Here is a 17,601-nt window from a genome sequence, read left to right as displayed (position 1 = left end):
AATAATGAAAAAAATGATAGGTTTAATGTTGCTGGCAGTTCCTTTTACAGGGATCTGCCAGCAACAAAAATATAAAATTATGGGCTTGCTGACCGGAGTGATGCCTAAAGCTAAGGTCTACCTGGTTTACAAAAGGGGAAATAACTTCATAACGGATTCCAGCCAGGTAAGAGCAGGTGCGTTTACATTTTCTGGTGTGTGTAAGGAACCTCAGTTTGCTACGCTACTGCTAGGGCACCAGGGAAGATTTGAGCCCTCCGGTCAAATAGATGCGCAATGGGTATATTTGGAACAAGGCATTGTCAGGATTGAAGGGAAAGATTCACTGGTTAGGGCCAGGGTATGGGGCACACCATTGAATACTGACAACCAGGAAAAACTCAGACTGATCAGCGCAATAAAAAGCAAAACGAACATAGAAGAAGCCAGGCTCATGGCAGATTTTGTAGAAAAACACCCTGCCTCACGGGTCAGCCTGGACTGGATGGCAGACATTGGCGGACGGAATGAATTTGTTATTAACAGTTATTCAAAGTTATCGGAGTCTCTTAAGCAGACAGATGCAGGAAAAGAACTTGGTCTTGCAGTAAAAACTAGCGTGTCTATACGAGTGGGCAAACCTGCCCCGGATTTTGCACTGCCCGATCAAGATGGTCGTCTGATCCGGCTCTCTGATTTCCGGGGAAAGTATGTATTGCTTGATTTTTGGGCCAGCTGGTGCAAGCCCTGTAGGGCTTTACAGCCAAAATTGAAAGCGATTTATGATGCTTTGAACCCTACAGGTAAATTTGTGATCCTTGCGGTTTCATTGGATAAGGACAAAACCGCATGGTTGAAAGCGATAAAGGAAGATGATGTACCCTGGTTACAGATTGCTGATCCAGGTAAGCCCCTAAACCAGGCAGCAGTTTTGTATGACGTAACTATGATTCCCGCAAGTTTCTTAATCGGGCCTGATGGTACGATCCTGAATGCAGAACAGAAAGCGAGTATCATGAGAGATAAAATACTGCCCCCCGATGTAAAGGGTGATGATGCAGCCGATGTCGGATCTTTGTCGGATCTTAACTATAACCATATGTTGAGCGCCCTGGAAAAGGAGAAGTTAAGTGCAGCAGGCTTTAAAGAAGATTTTGAAAAGTTAAATGATATTCTGGAAACAGACATTGGTGAGCGTGCACTGGCAAATGATATAGGTAAACTGGATATTCAAAAAGACAGTCTTGCCTTGCGTGAAATGCTATCTACCAGAGGTGTAGCATTGAATAAACAAAAACTTAAAATGAAACAGGCTTTCATTGCCGCACATCCCGACTCATTTGTAAGCCTGCACCAGTTGCATCAGCTTGATTATATGTATTCGGCAGATAGTTATGCTGCGGCTTACAACGCCCTGTCAGCAAGGTTAAAAAACACAACCTTGGGGGCGGCCATAAGGCAGCGGATAGAACGGTTGAAAATTACCCCAACAGGAATGAAGGCAATTGATTTTATCCGCAAAGACCAGCATGGAAAAACAGTAAAGCTGAGCGACTACCATGGTAAACTGGTACTCCTCGATTTCTGGGGAAGCTGGTGTGTGCCCTGCAGACAAACGCATCCTCATTTAAAGGAACTGTATAGCCAATACAAATCTAAGGGGCTGGAAATCGTTGCTGTGGCCAACGAAAAGAATAAGGATCTGGAAAAAGCAAAACAAGCCTGGCTTACTGCAATAAAGAAAGATGACATCAATTGGGTACACGTATTAAATGACGAGGGAACGGGAGGGCCTGATATTGTTAGTGCCTATGGGATTACCGGTTATCCTACCAAGCTGTTGCTAGACCGTGACGGGAAAATTCTGATGAGGGTTTCAACAGGACTGAACGATGAAATGGATGTTCTGATTAAAAAGCTGTTAGATAAAGAAGCCCTTTAAAAGGGCTTCATAATAAGGTTGATGTCGTGTTTGCCTTTATAGCTGATGTCCATTGTTTTGCCGATTCCCAATACACTGCCTTTAAACTTTCCTGTGATGGTAACGATTGTGCCATCTAGCCTTAGGCCATGGGCAGAAAGGTACGGCATATCTATTTTCAAGTATGCCGGTACTTTAAATTCTGAATGGGCAGGAACGAAAAATGAAGTGTCTATTTTGGCCTTTCCCAGTTTTAGTGTATCCAGGTAAATTGTTGCTTCACCCCCTTTAAAGGTAAAACCAATATTATTTTGATTATAGCAGACAGCCCTGGTACGAATAGTAGGGTGGCTGCCTTCCCATTTCAGGACTTCAACATCAAGCTTTTCAGGCATGCGGAATTCCGGCTTTTTGAAAGGTGTACAGCTTACCAATACGGCAGTAAGCATAAGGGTTAAGTTTAGTTTGTTGAACATCATGTTTTTGGTTTTTTGCAGTAAAGGCATTTAAAAACTTAAAAAGGGTGAAAAAAAAAATTCTAATTTTCTTTCACCCTTTTTTTATGCCTCTTCGCCTATCTACTAAACCAAAACCTAAACATAAAATGAAAAAAGTTCTATTACTGTTATGCATGCTGCCATTTGTAGGGTTTGCTCAGCAAAACTTTACGCTAAGTGGTAAGTTAAAACCACAGTCTGTTCCTTCCAAAGCGTTCCTTTACTATACTTTAAATAATAAGTCCATGATTGATTCAGTTGATATCAAGAATGGTGGATTTACTTTTAAAGGCAGCATTACTGAGCCAGTACAAGCCTTCATTAAGCTTAAAAAGAAGATTACCGTACCAGTAAAGCCGGGTAAGCGCCCAGAAACAGATTTGCTGTCTTTTATGCTGGAACCAGGTACGCTTAGCATCGTTTCCAAGACAGATTCTGTTAAATCTGCTGTAGTAAGCGGCACTGAAATTGCCGATGCAATGCTGAAAGTTTATGCTTCGAGAGATTTGATAAATGCAAGGGCCAAGGCCTTTTTGGTCCCATTTTATGCCGCTACTGACCAACAAAAGAAGGATCAGGCCTTTGTTGAACCCTTTCAGAAGAAAATGGAGGAGTTCAAAGCCGAGATGGATAACATTCCTCCTGATTTTATACGCAACAATCCTGATTGTTATTTTAGCCTGATATTATTCAAACAATATGTATTTAATGCTGCGGACCCCACTGGTTCGGAAGCTGTGTTTGCTGGCTTATCTCCCCGGTTGAAAGCAAGTTCCCTGGGACAGCAATTTCAGCAACAAATAACAAGCTGGAAGGTGCTGGGCATAGGCCAGCAAGCTCATGACTTTAGTCAGAATGATGTAGATGGTAAACCTGTTAAATTGTCTGACTTTAAAGGGAAATATGTGCTGTTAGATTTTTGGGCATCATGGTGTGCACCATGTAGATCAGAAAACCCTTGGGTTAAACACATGTACGAAAGGTATAAAAACAAGAATTTTACGGTCTTAGGCGTGTCGTTAGACAATCCAGGGCAGCGGGAAGCCTGGCTGAAAGCGATCAAAGATGACAAACTGACCTGGACAAATGTTTCAGACCTGAACGGATTTAACAACGAAGTCGCCAAAATGTACTTTGTACAAGGTATCCCCACCAATTTCCTGATCGGTCCCGACGGAAAGATACTCGCCAGGAACTTGAGAGGGTCAGAGCTTACCAGGAAACTGGTGGAAGTACTGGGTGAAATTACTCCTGGTAAGTAATGAGAGAAGGGATAATAGAAAAGGTAATTGTGATGCTCAGCATCTCAACTATCCGGTATTTTGTAGTAGCAGGAATTGCTTTTGCTTTATGCTACTGGCTGTTTGCCAAAAAAATACACAAAGCAAAAATCCAAAAGAACAACGCGCCACGTGCCAGTTTTATACGCGACATCCTTCATTCCCTGCAAACAACAATAATCCATGTGGTTATTGCCTACCTGGTTCTTTTTACACCTTTTAAAGTACACACCCTGGTATACGATAAAATAAATGATTATTCTTTATGGTGGTTCTGTTTAAGTTTGCCGGTTTGTCTGATCATACACGATACTTATTTTTACTGGATGCACCGGCTGATGCATCATAAAGCCTTGTTTAATCGTGTGCACCTGCTGCACCATAAATCCAACAATCCTTCCCCCTGGACATCCTATTCTTTCCATTTTTTTGAAGCCTGGATTGAGGGCGGCGTTTTGCTGGCCATTGTGTTTCTGATTCCCGTGCATGGCATCATGATCGAAATGTTTGTGCTTTCGGCATTTATTATTAACGTATATGGGCATTTGGGCTATGAGATTGCACCCAAATGGTTCAGGCATACCTGGTTATTTGAAGTATTCAATACTTCTGTGCATCACAATCTGCATCATCATAAGTTTAGGGGTAATTATGGCTTATATTTTCGGATATGGGACCGTTTGCTCAAAACAGAGCATCCCGATTATGTAAAGGAATACGACAGGTTACAGTCAAGCAGGAGCGCGTAACATAATGTTACCATTCAGAATTGTGATAAAAAAAGAAAGCGGGAATAAACCTGTGATGGTTATCCCCGCTTAAAATTAACGCTCTCACTGCTAATATACGAATAATAGATTATTCATATCAACAAAAAATAAATATTTTTTGTTCATTGCTGAACAATTGTACATGTCATACAATCGCAATGAACGAAATGAATCTTTGTGCTAAAGGATTAATTCAGGAGTTTTGCAGGAGATTAACCAGCTGAACTGAATTATGAACCTCTCAAAACCACAGATGACTTTGTTTTTTACCACAGCCTATATATTAATCGGGTTGCTCATCCTGATCCTGATATGGCAGCTTGTTTAAGCTGGATGTAACATCTTTGGCACTAATTGCGTAAAATCTGCGTTTTTATGGAATGAAACATTTAAGAACCACATTTTTGCTGGCCGCTATTGGCCTGTTTACAATTTCTGCGCAATCCTGTAAAACAAAGAAGGCAATTGCCAAGCCAACTCCCCCTGCTGAGAAACCTGCTCCGCCGGTTGAAGAGAAAAAGCCTGAGCCAGCTCCTGCACCTAAACCTGCACCAGCCCCCGTTGAAGAAAAGCCAAATTATAACTTCGATAAGGTATATTTTGAATTTGATTCCGGAGTACTGAAAACAGAATCATTTGCCGTATTGGATAAAATTGCAGCAGAAATGAAAAAAGATGCTAATGTTAAGTTTATTTTAAATGGTCATTCTTCTGTTGAGGGCTCTGCAGAGCATAACATGTCCTTATCGATAGATAGGGCCAATTCAGTGAAATCGTACCTGGTTAATGCCGGGGTAAATGCAGCAAACCTGTCTATCAAAGGCTTTGGTGCTACAGCGCCTGCAGCTTCAAATGATGATGAGGCAGGTAGAATTCAAAACAGAAGGGTCGAATTTAAAATCAATCCTTAGTTTGCAGGTTGCTTTTTGTGGCCGTACCTTTGCATTTTAACTACGTTATGCCTTTAAAATATCTGATTGCCGCTCTGTTTGCTTTCTTTTGCACTTTTGTAAAAGCCCAGGATGTTACAGATTGTGAAAAACTGCTGGACACAGAACCTTATTTTGTACGGCATAAAGGAACAGATAAGGATAGCCTTTTACAAAAAGACATCAGGATACTGAAACACTGCGGCAATTTTGAAAGCATAGACAGCGTATTTTTGAAAGGGCCTATGCTCGGTGCATTGATGTTGGATCAGGTAAGGATAGGTAAACCCGCCACTTATCGTACGCTTATAGAATATTTTGCTGCTTTTAAAAAAACGCTGGCCTACAAAGACTTTGTAAAAGGTCTCGTGCTTTATAAAGAGATGGCCGCAAAAAAGGTTAACCTGGACAATTGGGATGCTGATAAGGAGTTGTTTGTGCGTATGGGCTTTACAGCGGGCGATCTGGAAGATTTTAAAGGGTTTTTAGCAGGTGTCGCATCAGAAAACCTGACTTATAAAGCTGCGCTTACCCGGTACATGAGCGAGATTGAAGCGATGCGGGTAGATAAATAAATATAAAAGCCGTATTTTTGCAGAAAAAGAACAGCAATTGGGAACTCCGGTAGATTTAGGCATAAAGGGATATAATAATTACGGTACACACCTTAAAGACAAATATAAGGGCCAGCGTGTATTTAAAGTGATTGTGGATGGTGGTTTTACCTGCCCAAACCGTGATGGCAGTAAAGGCTACGGTGGTTGTACCTATTGTAATGTAGATTCTTTTACTCCTGAACTTTCACGTAAGCTGCCTACTATCCGCGAACAGCTGGAGCAAGGTATGGAGCGCGGAAAGAACTTTTATAAGGCAGATAAGTTTATCGTTTACTTTCAGCCCAATACCAATACCTATGCGCCGGTCCATTATTTAAAGATGATGTATGACGAGGCCCTTTCTATCAACACCGAAGATGTTGTTGGTTTTGCTGTGGGTACCAGGCCCGATTGCATTGATGCAGAAAAAGTGGCTTTGCTGGAAAGTTATACCGACAGGTTTGATGTAGATCTGGAAATGGGGATGGAATCTATTTACGATGAAACTTTAAACCAGATCAACAGGGGTTGCAGTCACGATGAATTTGTCAAGGCTGTTAAACTGCTCGATAATACCAAACTCGATTTGTGTGTACATACTATTTTTGGCTTTCCCTGGGAAACAGAAGAAATGATGCTGGCCTATATTCATGAAATCAATCGTTTTCCTCAAATAAAATTTGTTAAGTTTCATCACCTCCACATTGTTGAAGGCTCAATAATGGGTGTTAAATACAAAAAACAGCCTTTCAAACTCTTCTCTCTTGAAGAATATACCAATTTACTCTGCAAATTGATCCCTTTACTGCGTCCTGATATCGTAATTCAGCGTTTGTTCGGCATATCTGACTGGGATTTACTGATTGCGCCCAACTGGGGGATGAATAAATCATCCATTCAAACTTATATAGATAAGGAAATCGAAAAGCGCGGTGTGATACAGGGGAGTGCCTACGTGCCTGCAGCGGTATAAGTTTTAAATAATTCCATAATCTTATTTTAGGCAGGTTTATTCCTGCCTTTTTTGTTTTTAATCTGTTTTTATCAGGTAAATCTGATTTTTTTTGAATTTTTCATCTCGTTTTGTGTCATTTTTATTTTTTTATCAAAAAATAGCGGTGTTTTTAGTGTAAATATTAGAAATGTTTAAAAAATGATTTTAATAATTGATAATTTATCATGTTTTTAATCAATTTTTAATGAAAATTACAACGTTTTCGTGAAAAACTGTTGTTTTAAAATGTTGTTTGTTAGAATTTATTACTAGTTTTATAAAAAAATCAAATAAACTAATAATTATAACAAGTAAAATCTAACATTATGGCAAAAGTTTTATTTAAACAGTGGGGGCCATTTGCAGTTTTGATGGGAATTGCAATTCTTGCCCTATTTATTCCTCTTCTTCCTAACTTTGATGAAGGGAAATACAGCGGACCAGATATCGCATTCGTATTGATTGCTTCGGCTTTAGTGTTTTTAATGACCCCTGGCCTGGCATTTTTCTATGGTGGTATGGTTCATCGTAAAAATATCCTTTCTACCATGATAAAAAGTGTGGTAGCTGCAGGTGTGATCTCAGTACTTTGGGTAGTAGTTAGTTTTAGTCTTGCTTTTGGAGATAGTATTGGTGGTTTAATTGGTAACCCTAAAACTTTCTTCTTTTTTCAGGGTGTGAATTCAAGTCCTTCATGGAGCCTGGCAGCAACAATTCCACTGTCTTTGTTTGCAGTGTTCCAGCTAATGTTCGCTATCATTACTCCGGGTCTGGTAGTGGGAGCCGTTGCTGAGCGTATCCGCTTCACTTCTTATATCTTATTTATTGTGTTGTTCTCTCTGCTGGTATATTCTCCGCTGGCCCACTGGACATGGCATCCGGAAGGATTGCTTTTTAAAATGGGTGTGCTTGATTTTGCAGGTGGAACTGTAGTTCACATCTCGGCAGGTATGGCCGCTTTGGCCGGCGCAATGGTGCTTAAAAGAAGAAAAAGTCATATGGAACACCAGGAAGTGCCGCCAGCAAATATTCCTTATGTATTAATTGGTACGGGGTTACTATGGTTTGGATGGTTTGGTTTTAATGCGGGCTCTGCATTAGGCGCCAACAGTTTGGCTGTCTCTGCTTTCATTACCACTAATATTGCTGCGGGTGCCGCAGGTTTATCATGGATGTTCTTTGATGTTTCCAGAGGTAAAAAACCTTCAGTACTGGGTTTTTGTATTGGTGCAGTAGTTGGTCTTGTAGCCATCACCCCTGGTGCAGGATTTGTGAGCATCCCTTCCGCAATATTTATAGGTGTAATTGCAGCAGTTATTTCTAACCTGGCTGTTTCCTGGAAACAAAGAACTTCACTAGACGATACACTGGATGTATTTCCTTGCCACGGTGTAGGTGGTATTGTTGGGATGCTGCTAACCGGAGTATTTGCTACCAAAACTGTTAATGGTGCAGGTGTAGATGGTCTGCTATATGGCAACCCTTCATTTTTCATCACCCAGTTAAAAGGTGTGGTAATCACTGTAGTGTTCAGCTTTGTAATGTCATTTGTGATATTCAAACTGATTAACCTGGTTCAGCCAATTCGCGTAACATCAGAAGAAGAAGAAGAAGGTTTGGATGCAACTCAGCACAACGAAAAATATACTCAGGGTACACTGATCGTTGCTTCAACAGGTCAGGAAATTGAAAATACCTTTTAATCAAAATACTTAACCATCTAAATTCTCAACCTCAACCTCAAACCAAACTATTATGAAATTAAGATCCGTATTAACAGTAGCCGCATTATCAATAACATCTGTATCTTTTGCTCAGGAAACGGCTGAAGCGCCACTTCAGATTTCCGGGTCGGTAGATACCTATTTCAAATACGATTTTGCCAAAATACCAAATATTGCCACCAGCTTTGCCAGCGAGCAAAACTCAATATCGCTGGGAATGATTGATCTTGCCCTGAAAAAAACAACAGGGAAAGCATCATTTGTTGGAGAACTTTCTTTTGGGCCGCGCGGGCAGTCTCAATCTATTCCCAATGCAGACGGAACTTATAGTGAGGGAACCAACAGCTTTCATATTCAGAATTTATACGCATCGTATGCTTTTACCGATAAATTCACTATGACGGCTGGTTTTATGGGTACTTTCATTGGTTATGAAGTGATTGCCCCTACCGGTAACTTCAACTATTCAACTTCTTACCTATTTAGCTGTGGCCCATTCCAGAATGCAGGTATCAAAGGTTCATACGCTTTTACCGATAAAGTAAGTTTAATGGTTGGTTTGTTTAACGATTGGAATGTTTATCAAGATTTTAACGGGGTATCTCATATTGGTGCACAGCTTACTGTTTCTCCTGTTAAAGGCTGGACTGCTTATCTGAATGTGTTGTCGGGCAAATCAGTAGGTGCTGTAGGTACCGGAACAATTCTGGACCTCACTACCTCGTACCAGGTAACAGAGAAAGTTAAAATAGGATTGAATGCTGCCGATTACAGCATAGATAATGACGGTGGCGGTTATACAGGCGGGGCGCTTTACCTGCAGAATGCTTTTACACCTGCTGTTTCGTTAGGTTTAAGGGGTGAGTATTTTAGCACTAAAGACAAAGTGAACGGCGCTGCAAATTTAAATGTGGTGCCGGGCGAATCTGTTGCTGCAATAACGTTGTCTGGAAATATCAAATCAGGCGGATTAACTTTTATTCCGGAAGTAAGGTTTGACAACGGTACTGCCGAAATGTTTGCAAAAAGCAATTTAACAGCTACAAAAAGTGCTTCACAATTCTCGCTTGCAGTAGTATACGCATTTTAGTCTCAATTACGTTTATCTTTAAGCCATCGGAATGTTTCCGGTGGCTTTTTAAATTTATATCATGAAACTTTTAACCTCAATTGCGCTGATGTTGTTTACGGTTGTTGCTTATGGGCAGGACAGGCCCCTGGCAAATGACGAAAACGGTAAGCTCATCTATTACGAAGTTCAGGAGTTAAAGAGTGTTCCTAAAGATTCTTTAATGGCAAGGGCCGAAGGGTTTTTAAGATCAGCAAAAACGTTAAAAGTTTCTGTTTCCAAAACTGATTCGTTAATCCAGGCTTCCGGAAAGATGATCATCAACAAAACAGCATTGGTTTTAAGCCGTCCATCCGGAGAAGTCCTTTATCGTTTCAATGCCGAAACCCGTGATGGCAAGTACCGTTTCTGGTTAACGGATTTTGAATTCATTCCTTATCAGAGAGACCGCTATGGCAATTTTGTACCCGCTACCAGTATAGGTATACCACTGGAAAGAAAGCCGGGTAAGCTGAATGCTGCTGAATGGGCAAGTTATATCAAGGCCATAACCAAAGAAGCAAATATACTCGCGGCTAAATTTAAAGATGCTATGGCCAACAAGGCCATTACCCAGCCGCCGGTAGCTAAGGCTGTGCCGGTTATTTCTACCAAAAAATGGTAATTAGTGTACCATCTTGTCTGCGCAGGTAGAACTTGCGAAAGCCTCGGGTTTAGCTTTAAAAATGAACCCCATGCTTAGAATGTATCCCATGGCCTCATTTAGCGCCTTGTTGGATTTGAACATTGGGTTGGTATTAATGTCTGCATGCACTTCCAGGTCTACATGGTACAGGTCCAGCAGGTCGCAGATAGCATAGGCTGTTTCAATAGATTTCTGTACTTCTACCAGCATTCGTTCCTTAATACTCATTTTTTGCGCTGTTTTTTCCTGGTGGATGTACATAAAGCCTCCATGATGTTCCCGCAATAAAACAATTACCGTAGCAAAATCAGTAAGGGGGCCCTTTACCTGCGAATCTGTACCGATGCAAACTTTTAACCGGTAACCATTGTCGCTTTCTCTGATAATGGCATTTTCTACTTCTTCAATGATAGACGAGTGAATGATCTCGCCGCTAAATTTCTTCCAGGTCATACGTTATTGGTGTTATCGTTATAAACAACCCGTATTCAGGTTTCCTAAAAATAAGGGGATAAAATTGAAAATGTGTTAATTTCTGATTGTTTAATTGTTAACAATTGTCTAGTTGTCAACAGTTTAATATTGGGTTTAAACTCTTTTAATGATGTGTTGTTATACTAACAGATGAAGGCCTTCGTTAATAAAAACATAAGGCTAACTATAAATATAAGCATTATGAAAACAGAACTGTTAAACGAATTTTATTTGCTGCAGCAAAGCAGGGCATCGGTTGATTATAGCGAAATGATAGAAGAGCGGGTTTACACACCTTTGAAGGGTGTAAATAAGAAAATGACTACGTGGATTGCAGAAAGAGGCCATATGTTAATGAAGCTTGATTTGAAACTGAACAGCTCGCTGAAGCACTTAAGAAAGAAGTATCTGAAATTTTAATGCGCTAATTCCACTATCTTTGCGCCATGACGGTAGAAAAGATACTGGAGAAATTAAAAATTGCCTCACTCAACCCTATGCAGCTAAATACCCTGGCTGCTGCAAAAAATGGGAGTGATCTTGTTTTATTGGCCCCTACAGGCTCTGGTAAAACCCTGGGCTTTCTGTTACCGGTAGTACATGGATTAAACCCCAACCTAACAGGGGTACAGGCTTTAATTCTTGTGCCATCACGAGAGTTGGCATTGCAGATAGAAACTGTATTCAAACAAATGGGAACCGGTTTCAAAATTAACTGTTGCTACGGCGGCCATCCGGTAAAAACAGAACGAAATAATTTTGAGCAGCCACCTGCTGTGCTCGTTGGCACGCCAGGCAGGATTGCGTATCACCTTCGTCATGATAATTTTGATGAATCTGCTGTCACTACATTGGTGCTAGATGAATTTGACAAGGCCCTGGAGTTTGGCTTTCAGGAAGACATGTCCTATATCATCAGGAAATTACTTTCTCTAAAACAACGGATCCTGACTTCGGCAACAGCAATGGCTGAAATACCTGATTTCACAGGTATAGCAAATCCTGTTGAGATCAACTTTTTAAAGGATGTGACAGCAGTGCCAGATTTACAGCTGAAAAAGGTACTTACCACCGCTGCAGATAAGCTGGATACCTTGTTGCAACTGATCTGTAAGATCGGTGATAAAAGAACCCTTATTTTTTGTAACCACAGGGAAACGGTAGACCGGATCAGCGATCTGCTGATAGACCAGGACCTGGCACACGATATATTTCATGGCGGTATGGAACAGGATGAACGGGAAAGGGCTTTGCTGAAATTCAGGAATGGCAGCATTAAGATCCTGATCACTACAGATCTGGCCTCCAGGGGATTGGATATACCCGAGGTGGAATCCATTGTTCATTACCAGTTGCCCTACACCGAGGATGCTTTTCTGCACCGTAACGGCCGTACAGCGAGGATGAATGCCAGTGGGAATGCTTACCTTGTTATTGCTGATGATGAAAAATATCCTTTTTTGAAAGCAGATATCGAAACAGAAAAGCTGGAAGGCAACTTTGCTTTGCCCCGGGATAGTGAATGGCAGACTTTATACATTGCAGCAGGCAAAAAGGATAAGGTAAACAAAATAGATATTGTTGGTCTGCTGCTAAAAAAGGGCGGTCTGCAAAAAGATGAAGTGGGGTTGATAGAGGTGAAGGACCAGGTTTCTTACGTGGCGATAAAAAGGAAGCTTGTTAGCCGGGTTTTAAGCTTGCTGGCAAATGAGAGAATAAAGAACAAAAAGGTAAAAATAGAAATAGCGATGTAATATGAGCAATAATGATATTTTTAAAAAGCTGCGGGTGGCTTTGTCACTTACTAATGATGACATTATAAAAATAATGGGACTGGTAAATTTTAAGGTAAGTAAAAGTGAGCTTGGGGATATTTTCAGAAACAGCGACCATCCTAATTTCAAACCTTGCGGTGACCAGATCCTTCGTAACTTCTTAAATGGGCTGGTGATCTACAAACGCGGCCCCAGACCACCTAAGCAGGAACAACCTAAGCGGGATGGTTAGGTAACTATAGTCCGGAATGTAAGGTTTACCCGGGGCTTATGGACCAGTTTGGTAGGGGGAAGCCTATGCAGCCAATTGGTTTGAGTGGCATCTTTCATTACCAGTAAACTGCCATGCCCCAGAATCAGCGAAATATTTTCCTTAGTCTGCTTATGCTTAAATGAGAATTTCCGTTCTGCCCCGAAGCTTAGGGAACCGATTGCCCCGTTCTTTTTCAGGTCTTTTTCTCCATCGCTATGCCAGGCCATACCTTCATCACCGGTATGGTATAAATTGAGCAGGCAGGAGTTAAAGCTTTCACCTGTTTTTTCTTCTGCTATAGCTTTAAGTTCCAATAGTTCAGCTGTCCAGGGCAATGCCCTTTTTGTAGTGTTGGAATAAGTATATTCAAATTCCTGGTCGCCATACCAGGCCACTTTGCGTTTGGTAAAAATGTGTTTGCCCAGAATAATAGCTTCATCATTTTTCCATTCAATATTATTTAGCAAAGCATTCAGGTAACGATTGGCCCGATCTGCGGGCATGAGTTTGCCATAGTAAAGCACTGTACCCTCATAGGGCAACAGGTTTTGGGAATCTGTAAATTCTGTATTAAATAAATCCATCTTTTAACTCAACGCGTCATGAAAAATGATGCCTAAAGTATGCCTTTGCCCACTATGTAGCTCGCTTACCCCATGCTTCATGTTTACCCTGTAATAACCTTTACTTCCTTTTACAGGCCTAAAGTTAGTGGTAAATAACAACATATCTCCTTTTTTAGGCACAAGTACAATCGCTTTTGATTGTGCTCTTGGAATTTGTTCGGTAATTACAAATTCGCCTCCTGTAAAATCTTCATCAGGTTCGTTCAGGAACAGTACCAGTTGTATAGGAAAATAAATATCACCATATAAATCCTGATGCAGGGTATTGAAACCTCCTTTGCCATATTTCAGCATCAATATGGTGGGTTTGGTTTGTCCCGCATTATGGCATTGCTGTTTCAGCTCCGCATGTGCCAGGGGGAAAGTCGTAGCTATGTTTAGCACCTCCATCCATTTATTGGCTACCTTTGCCAGGTAAGGATATACTGTTTCCCTGATGTCGGTAATAAGCCGGGGCAACGGATACCGGAAGTATTTGTATTCGCCAATCCCAAACCTGTAACGTTCCATTACCACCGTTTTACGGTATATGTCCTCTGCCATGTACAGCCCTCTAAGCGCTTCACATTGTGATGCCTCCAATACATCTTCAACAATAGAAAAGCCTTTGGTATGGAGATCTTCAGCGACCTCATCCCAGTTTTTTGCGTGCAGCTGTTTAATGATATCTTCCATCTTTAAATGATTTAGTACAAATATGGGAGGATAGGGAAGGTGCGAAAACCCGTTTCTTGCGTATTTCTATCAACTTTCAATAGTTTAGGTTATTGACATTTCATAAAAATTAAAGCCTGTTACTCAATGAACTTGATTTCTTCATACGGAAATATAGTGGCTATATAATGAAAAACCTATATCTTTCCACTTTGTATGGGGTTTTTAAACTTTCTGACTAGTATAGTCTGCTTTTTTCTGTTCCTGTTCTCATTTAACCTGTTTTTCGCTAAACGGGGTAACAGGACCTTAAATTGTTTACTAGGAGTTATATTTTTTTCCAGATTTGGGCAGATATTGGTTTTGCTATTGGTTCATTCCGAACAGCAAGCCTGTTTTTCTTTCTTTCATCAGTTGTTTACGCCGCTTTATTTTGCAGCTCCGGCATGTTTTTTTCTGTATATAAAACACTTCATAAGTGATCATAAACGCTTGTCTGTCTGTGAGTGGCTGCATTTTATTCCCGCCGTGTTATTTACCATCCACGTATTGCCCATTGGAATGGGGCCGGTTATTAACTGGGATGCTATTTGGAAGCAGATCTCAAACAATAAACAGCTCTTCATTACAGAAAGAAGCGGGCTTCTGCCTGCTTACTTTTATTACATTGGAAGGCCTTTGCTGGTGGTAGGGTACCTGGCTACAGCCTGGTTTGTGGTGCTCCGATCCGAAAAACTAAAAGCTGTAAAGGACGAGGATCCAGGCAAGCGCTGGATTTTGATTTTGATAAGGGCAGCCACTTTTTTCCAGCTTATCAGCTTTGTTCCTTTGATTTCCGGTGATGTACAACGCACGCATCCCAATTCCGTATATGTAATTATTGGCTGCCTGGTCATGCTGTGTGTTCTGGTATTTGTGCTTCACCGGCCCGAAATATTTTACCGTTATTTATTTGTGCCGGCCGACAGTGGCTTAGCCGCACTGAAGGATATCAAAGCGGAACAACCCGAACAGGATACTGTTCTATTCAGCGCTACAAAAAAGACTATCTTATTGCCTACAGAACTGTCTTCCGAATATGCCAGGATGATGCAAGCCTTTATGGAAAACAATAAGCCTTATCTGACAGCCGATTTCCAGATTGTAGATTTGGCGACTGCAGTTGATATACCTGTCCACCATTGCTCTTTTGTGGTGAACAATGTAATGGATAAGAACTTTCGGGATTGGATAAACGGGTATCGTGTGCGTTTTTTTATGCAGCAATATCTACTTAAATCTGAGAAGATGACCATCGAAGCCATTGCCTATGAATCTGGCTTTAAAAGCCAGGGCACATTTTATAATGCCTTTAAAAAGGAAACTGGAGTGATGCCCAAAGCCTATTTTCTGCAAAAATAAGTGACATAATATGGTGGTATTTCCTCCAACTATTCAATAGTTAGAGGAAGTTGGATCAGTATTTTAACTATTAGTATAATATTCCGAATAGCTTTGGACGAAACTGTTTTTAAGCAATTTTCATCTTATGAGATATTCGCTACTCTTTTTATTTACACTGTTTGTAGCCGGCAACAGCCAGGCGCAAAACACCACTCAGGCTGTTATCAACGCTGCAGGAAATACCTTTACGCAAAACACAGGGACTATATTTGAATGGAGTGTAGGGGAAATAGCGCTTGTAGAAACCATGGTAACCAGGTATGCAATTATTACAAATGGTGTGTTGCAACCGGTTTTGCCCAGCCAGTTTATTACCGAAGGCTTTATAGTAAAGGCTACCAATATTCTTTCACCTAACGGGGACGGGAAAAATGACACCTGGGAAATCAAGGATCTAGATAGGTATCCGGACAACGAGGTAATCGTGTTTGATCGGGCGGGTCGTGTTGTATTTAAAACCAAAAATTATCAGAACGACTGGACGGGTAATTTCTCCGGGGTTCCACTTGCCGAAGGCACTTACTACTATACTATTAAACTTAAAAAAGGTGGCAAGATTGGTCAGGTTAAAGGATTTATCACCATTATAAACTAATATTCATTTCATTCATATGGTTAAATTTTACTTAACACGTTTTTTAGTGCTCTTTGCACTGATTTGTTTAAGCGGCACACTGGTTTTTGCCCAGCAGCTTCCGCAGATCAATTACCAGGGAGTAGCCCGAAAAGCTGACGGCAGCCCGATTATGGAGCAATCCATTGCGCTCAGGTTAACTATCAGGGATGGCGGGGCAGCCGGAGCGAGTGTTTATTCAGAAACAAGGCAACGTACTACCAATAAATTTGGTTTATTTAACGTAGTGATCGGTAGTACAGGGGCACTTTCGCAAAGCGGAAATATGGCGACTGTTAACTGGTCTACCGGCAATAAATTTCTCCAGGTAGAAATTGATCCAGCCGGAGGAGGCAGTTTTATTGACATGGGCACTTCGCAGCTTCAATCTGTTCCTTATGCCATTTATGCCAGTACTGCAGCTCCGGGCGGTGCTGCTGGAGGGGACCTCGGTGGGATTTATCCTAACCCTACAGTAGCTAAACTTCAGGGCTCGCCTGTAAGTACCGCCGTGCCGCTTAACGGGCAGATCCTGAAATGGAATGGTACGGCATGGCAGCCAAGTGATGTCGCCGCTACGATCGGTAAAGCAGATGCGGCAACCGATGGGTATTTAAGCAAAGCCGACTGGCTTGTTTTTAATGGTAAGGCTAGCGTTACATATGTTGATGCTGCTATGTCGATAAATTCAACTGCTTTAACAACAGAGAAAAATCGTGCAACAGCGGCTGAGGGTATATTAACCACTGGCTTAGCAAATGAAGTTACCCGTGCAACAACAGCTGAGGCTGCGCTGACTATAGCGATGGCAACCAAAGAAGCTGCTGCAAATAAAAGTACTGATATTGCTGATGATGCGGCTTCTGATACCAAATATCCAACTGTAAAGGCGGTAAAGACGTATGTTGATGGGAATTCGTCGGCAACCTCAACCGCTTTGGCGTTAAAAGCACCTTTAGCCTCGCCTACATTTACGGGTACAGTGTCTGGTATTACCAAAGCCATGGTTGGTTTGGGCAATGCAGACAATACTGCCGATGCGGATAAGCCAGTTTCAACTGCAACACAAGCTGCGTTAGATTTGAAGGGCAGCGCTACTGACCTGGCATTAAAAGCACCTTTGGCCTCGCCAGCGTTAACAGGCATCCCCTTGGCACCAACAGCAACCGCAGGTACTTCAACTACCCAAATTGCGACAACAGAATTTGTTGGTACTGCACTGGCTACATCAGGTACAACGACATCAACTGCTTTAGCATTAAAAGCAAATCTTGCTTCACCAACATTTACGGGTACAGTGTCTGGTATTACCAAAGCCA

19 protein-coding genes are annotated in these 17,601 nt (G+C 41.4%); 15 read left to right on the top strand and 4 right to left on the bottom strand.

Annotated features, from left to right (window positions below):
- Positions 1–4: 4 nt before the first annotated feature.
- A complete protein-coding gene (locus B9A91_RS22105) occupies positions 5–1,921 on the top strand; it encodes a TlpA disulfide reductase family protein (protein ID WP_084241253.1) in 1,917 nt (638 codons plus the stop codon).
- Here the strand turns inward: B9A91_RS22105 and B9A91_RS22100 are convergent.
- Positions 1,918–2,379, bottom strand: coding sequence for an LEA/WHy family protein (locus B9A91_RS22100; RefSeq protein WP_144009023.1), 462 nt, complete (start codon positions 2,377–2,379; stop codon positions 1,918–1,920). The two genes, B9A91_RS22105 and B9A91_RS22100, sit on opposite strands and share 4 nt — an antisense overlap.
- A 125-nt stretch (positions 2,380–2,504) precedes the next feature.
- Here B9A91_RS22100 and B9A91_RS22095 point away from each other — a divergent pair, with 125 nt between their 5' ends.
- The 8 genes from B9A91_RS22095 (at position 2,505) to B9A91_RS22060 (ending at position 10,423) form a co-directional block, all read left to right on the top strand.
- Complete coding sequence (locus B9A91_RS22095; protein WP_159451764.1) at positions 2,505–3,659, top strand: TlpA disulfide reductase family protein; 1,155 nt, start codon at positions 2,505–2,507, stop codon at positions 3,657–3,659.
- Entirely contained in the window at positions 3,659–4,426 is a 768-nt protein-coding gene (locus tag B9A91_RS22090; RefSeq protein ID WP_084241250.1) for a sterol desaturase family protein, read from the top strand. The genes B9A91_RS22095 and B9A91_RS22090 overlap by 1 nt, the downstream gene beginning before the upstream one ends.
- Before the next feature lie 401 nt (positions 4,427–4,827).
- Positions 4,828–5,358, top strand: coding sequence for an OmpA family protein (locus B9A91_RS22085; protein WP_084241249.1), 531 nt, complete (start codon positions 4,828–4,830; stop codon positions 5,356–5,358).
- Between the two features lie 47 nt (positions 5,359–5,405).
- Positions 5,406–5,951, top strand: a complete 546-nt coding sequence (locus B9A91_RS22080) for a hypothetical protein (RefSeq protein WP_084241248.1) — start codon at positions 5,406–5,408, stop codon at positions 5,949–5,951.
- A gap of 37 nt (positions 5,952–5,988) precedes the next feature.
- On the top strand, positions 5,989–6,945 hold the full coding sequence (locus tag B9A91_RS22075; protein ID WP_084241247.1) for a tRNA modification radical SAM protein MnmL/YtqA: 957 nt from the start codon (positions 5,989–5,991) through the stop codon (positions 6,943–6,945).
- A gap of 347 nt (positions 6,946–7,292) precedes the next feature.
- The gene (locus B9A91_RS22070; protein WP_084241246.1) at positions 7,293–8,669 is read left to right on the top strand and encodes an ammonium transporter; all 1,377 of its coding nucleotides are present in this window, start codon (positions 7,293–7,295) and stop codon (positions 8,667–8,669) included.
- A 52-nt stretch (positions 8,670–8,721) separates the two neighbouring features.
- Positions 8,722–9,780 carry a porin gene (locus B9A91_RS22065; protein WP_084241245.1) on the top strand — a complete coding sequence of 353 codons (1,059 nt, stop codon included), beginning with the start codon at positions 8,722–8,724 and terminating at the stop codon, positions 9,778–9,780.
- Between the two features lie 61 nt (positions 9,781–9,841).
- Positions 9,842–10,423 carry a DUF4468 domain-containing protein gene (locus B9A91_RS22060; protein ID WP_084241244.1) on the top strand — a complete coding sequence of 194 codons (582 nt, stop codon included), beginning with the start codon at positions 9,842–9,844 and terminating at the stop codon, positions 10,421–10,423.
- On the opposite strand, the gene B9A91_RS22055 is transcribed toward B9A91_RS22060, so the two are convergent.
- Positions 10,424–10,897: a ribonuclease H-like YkuK family protein gene (locus tag B9A91_RS22055; RefSeq protein ID WP_084241243.1), complete on the bottom strand. Its 474-nt coding sequence runs from the start codon at positions 10,895–10,897 to the stop codon at positions 10,424–10,426.
- Between the two features lie 222 nt (positions 10,898–11,119).
- Between B9A91_RS22055 and B9A91_RS22050 the strand changes: the two genes are divergently transcribed.
- From B9A91_RS22050 to B9A91_RS22040, 3 genes are read left to right on the top strand one after another with little or no spacing between them, the layout of a single operon-like run.
- Entirely contained in the window at positions 11,120–11,338 is a 219-nt protein-coding gene (locus B9A91_RS22050) for a hypothetical protein (RefSeq protein ID WP_084241486.1), read from the top strand.
- Positions 11,339–11,364: 26 nt separating this feature from the next.
- Positions 11,365–12,672 carry a DEAD/DEAH box helicase gene (locus B9A91_RS22045; RefSeq protein WP_084241242.1) on the top strand — a complete coding sequence of 436 codons (1,308 nt, stop codon included), beginning with the start codon at positions 11,365–11,367 and terminating at the stop codon, positions 12,670–12,672.
- Between the two features lies 1 nt (position 12,673).
- Positions 12,674–12,925 (top strand): DUF1456 family protein, encoded by a 252-nt coding sequence (locus tag B9A91_RS22040; protein WP_084241241.1) that lies wholly within the window; start codon positions 12,674–12,676, stop codon positions 12,923–12,925.
- Here the strand turns inward: B9A91_RS22040 and B9A91_RS22035 are convergent.
- Together B9A91_RS22035 and B9A91_RS22030 are read right to left on the bottom strand one after the other, a co-directional pair.
- Positions 12,922–13,530, bottom strand: a complete 609-nt coding sequence (locus B9A91_RS22035; protein WP_084241240.1) for an alpha-ketoglutarate-dependent dioxygenase AlkB family protein — start codon at positions 13,528–13,530, stop codon at positions 12,922–12,924. The genes B9A91_RS22040 and B9A91_RS22035 overlap by 4 nt on opposite strands.
- A 3-nt stretch (positions 13,531–13,533) precedes the next feature.
- Positions 13,534–14,247, bottom strand: coding sequence for a 2OG-Fe(II) oxygenase (locus B9A91_RS22030; RefSeq protein ID WP_200815716.1), 714 nt, complete (start codon positions 14,245–14,247; stop codon positions 13,534–13,536).
- Positions 14,248–14,754: 507 nt separating this feature from the next.
- On the opposite strand from B9A91_RS22030, the gene B9A91_RS22025 reads away from it, so the two are divergent.
- The 3 genes from B9A91_RS22025 to B9A91_RS24295 all read left to right on the top strand — a co-directional run.
- The gene (locus B9A91_RS22025; protein WP_159451763.1) at positions 14,755–15,627 is read left to right on the top strand and encodes a helix-turn-helix domain-containing protein; all 873 of its coding nucleotides are present in this window, start codon (positions 14,755–14,757) and stop codon (positions 15,625–15,627) included.
- A 127-nt stretch (positions 15,628–15,754) separates the two neighbouring features.
- Positions 15,755–16,264, top strand: a complete 510-nt coding sequence (locus B9A91_RS22020; protein ID WP_084241238.1) for a T9SS type B sorting domain-containing protein — start codon at positions 15,755–15,757, stop codon at positions 16,262–16,264.
- A 16-nt stretch (positions 16,265–16,280) separates the two neighbouring features.
- Positions 16,281–17,601: hypothetical protein (locus B9A91_RS24295; RefSeq protein WP_200815715.1), on the top strand; the 1,321-nt coding region annotated here is incomplete at its 3' end.

Source organism: Pedobacter africanus (assembly GCF_900176535.1).
Lineage (GTDB): Bacteria > Bacteroidota > Bacteroidia > Sphingobacteriales > Sphingobacteriaceae > Pedobacter > Pedobacter africanus.
The sequence above is the reverse complement of the archived record's forward strand: the minus strand, read 5'-3'. Positions and strand labels throughout refer to the sequence as shown.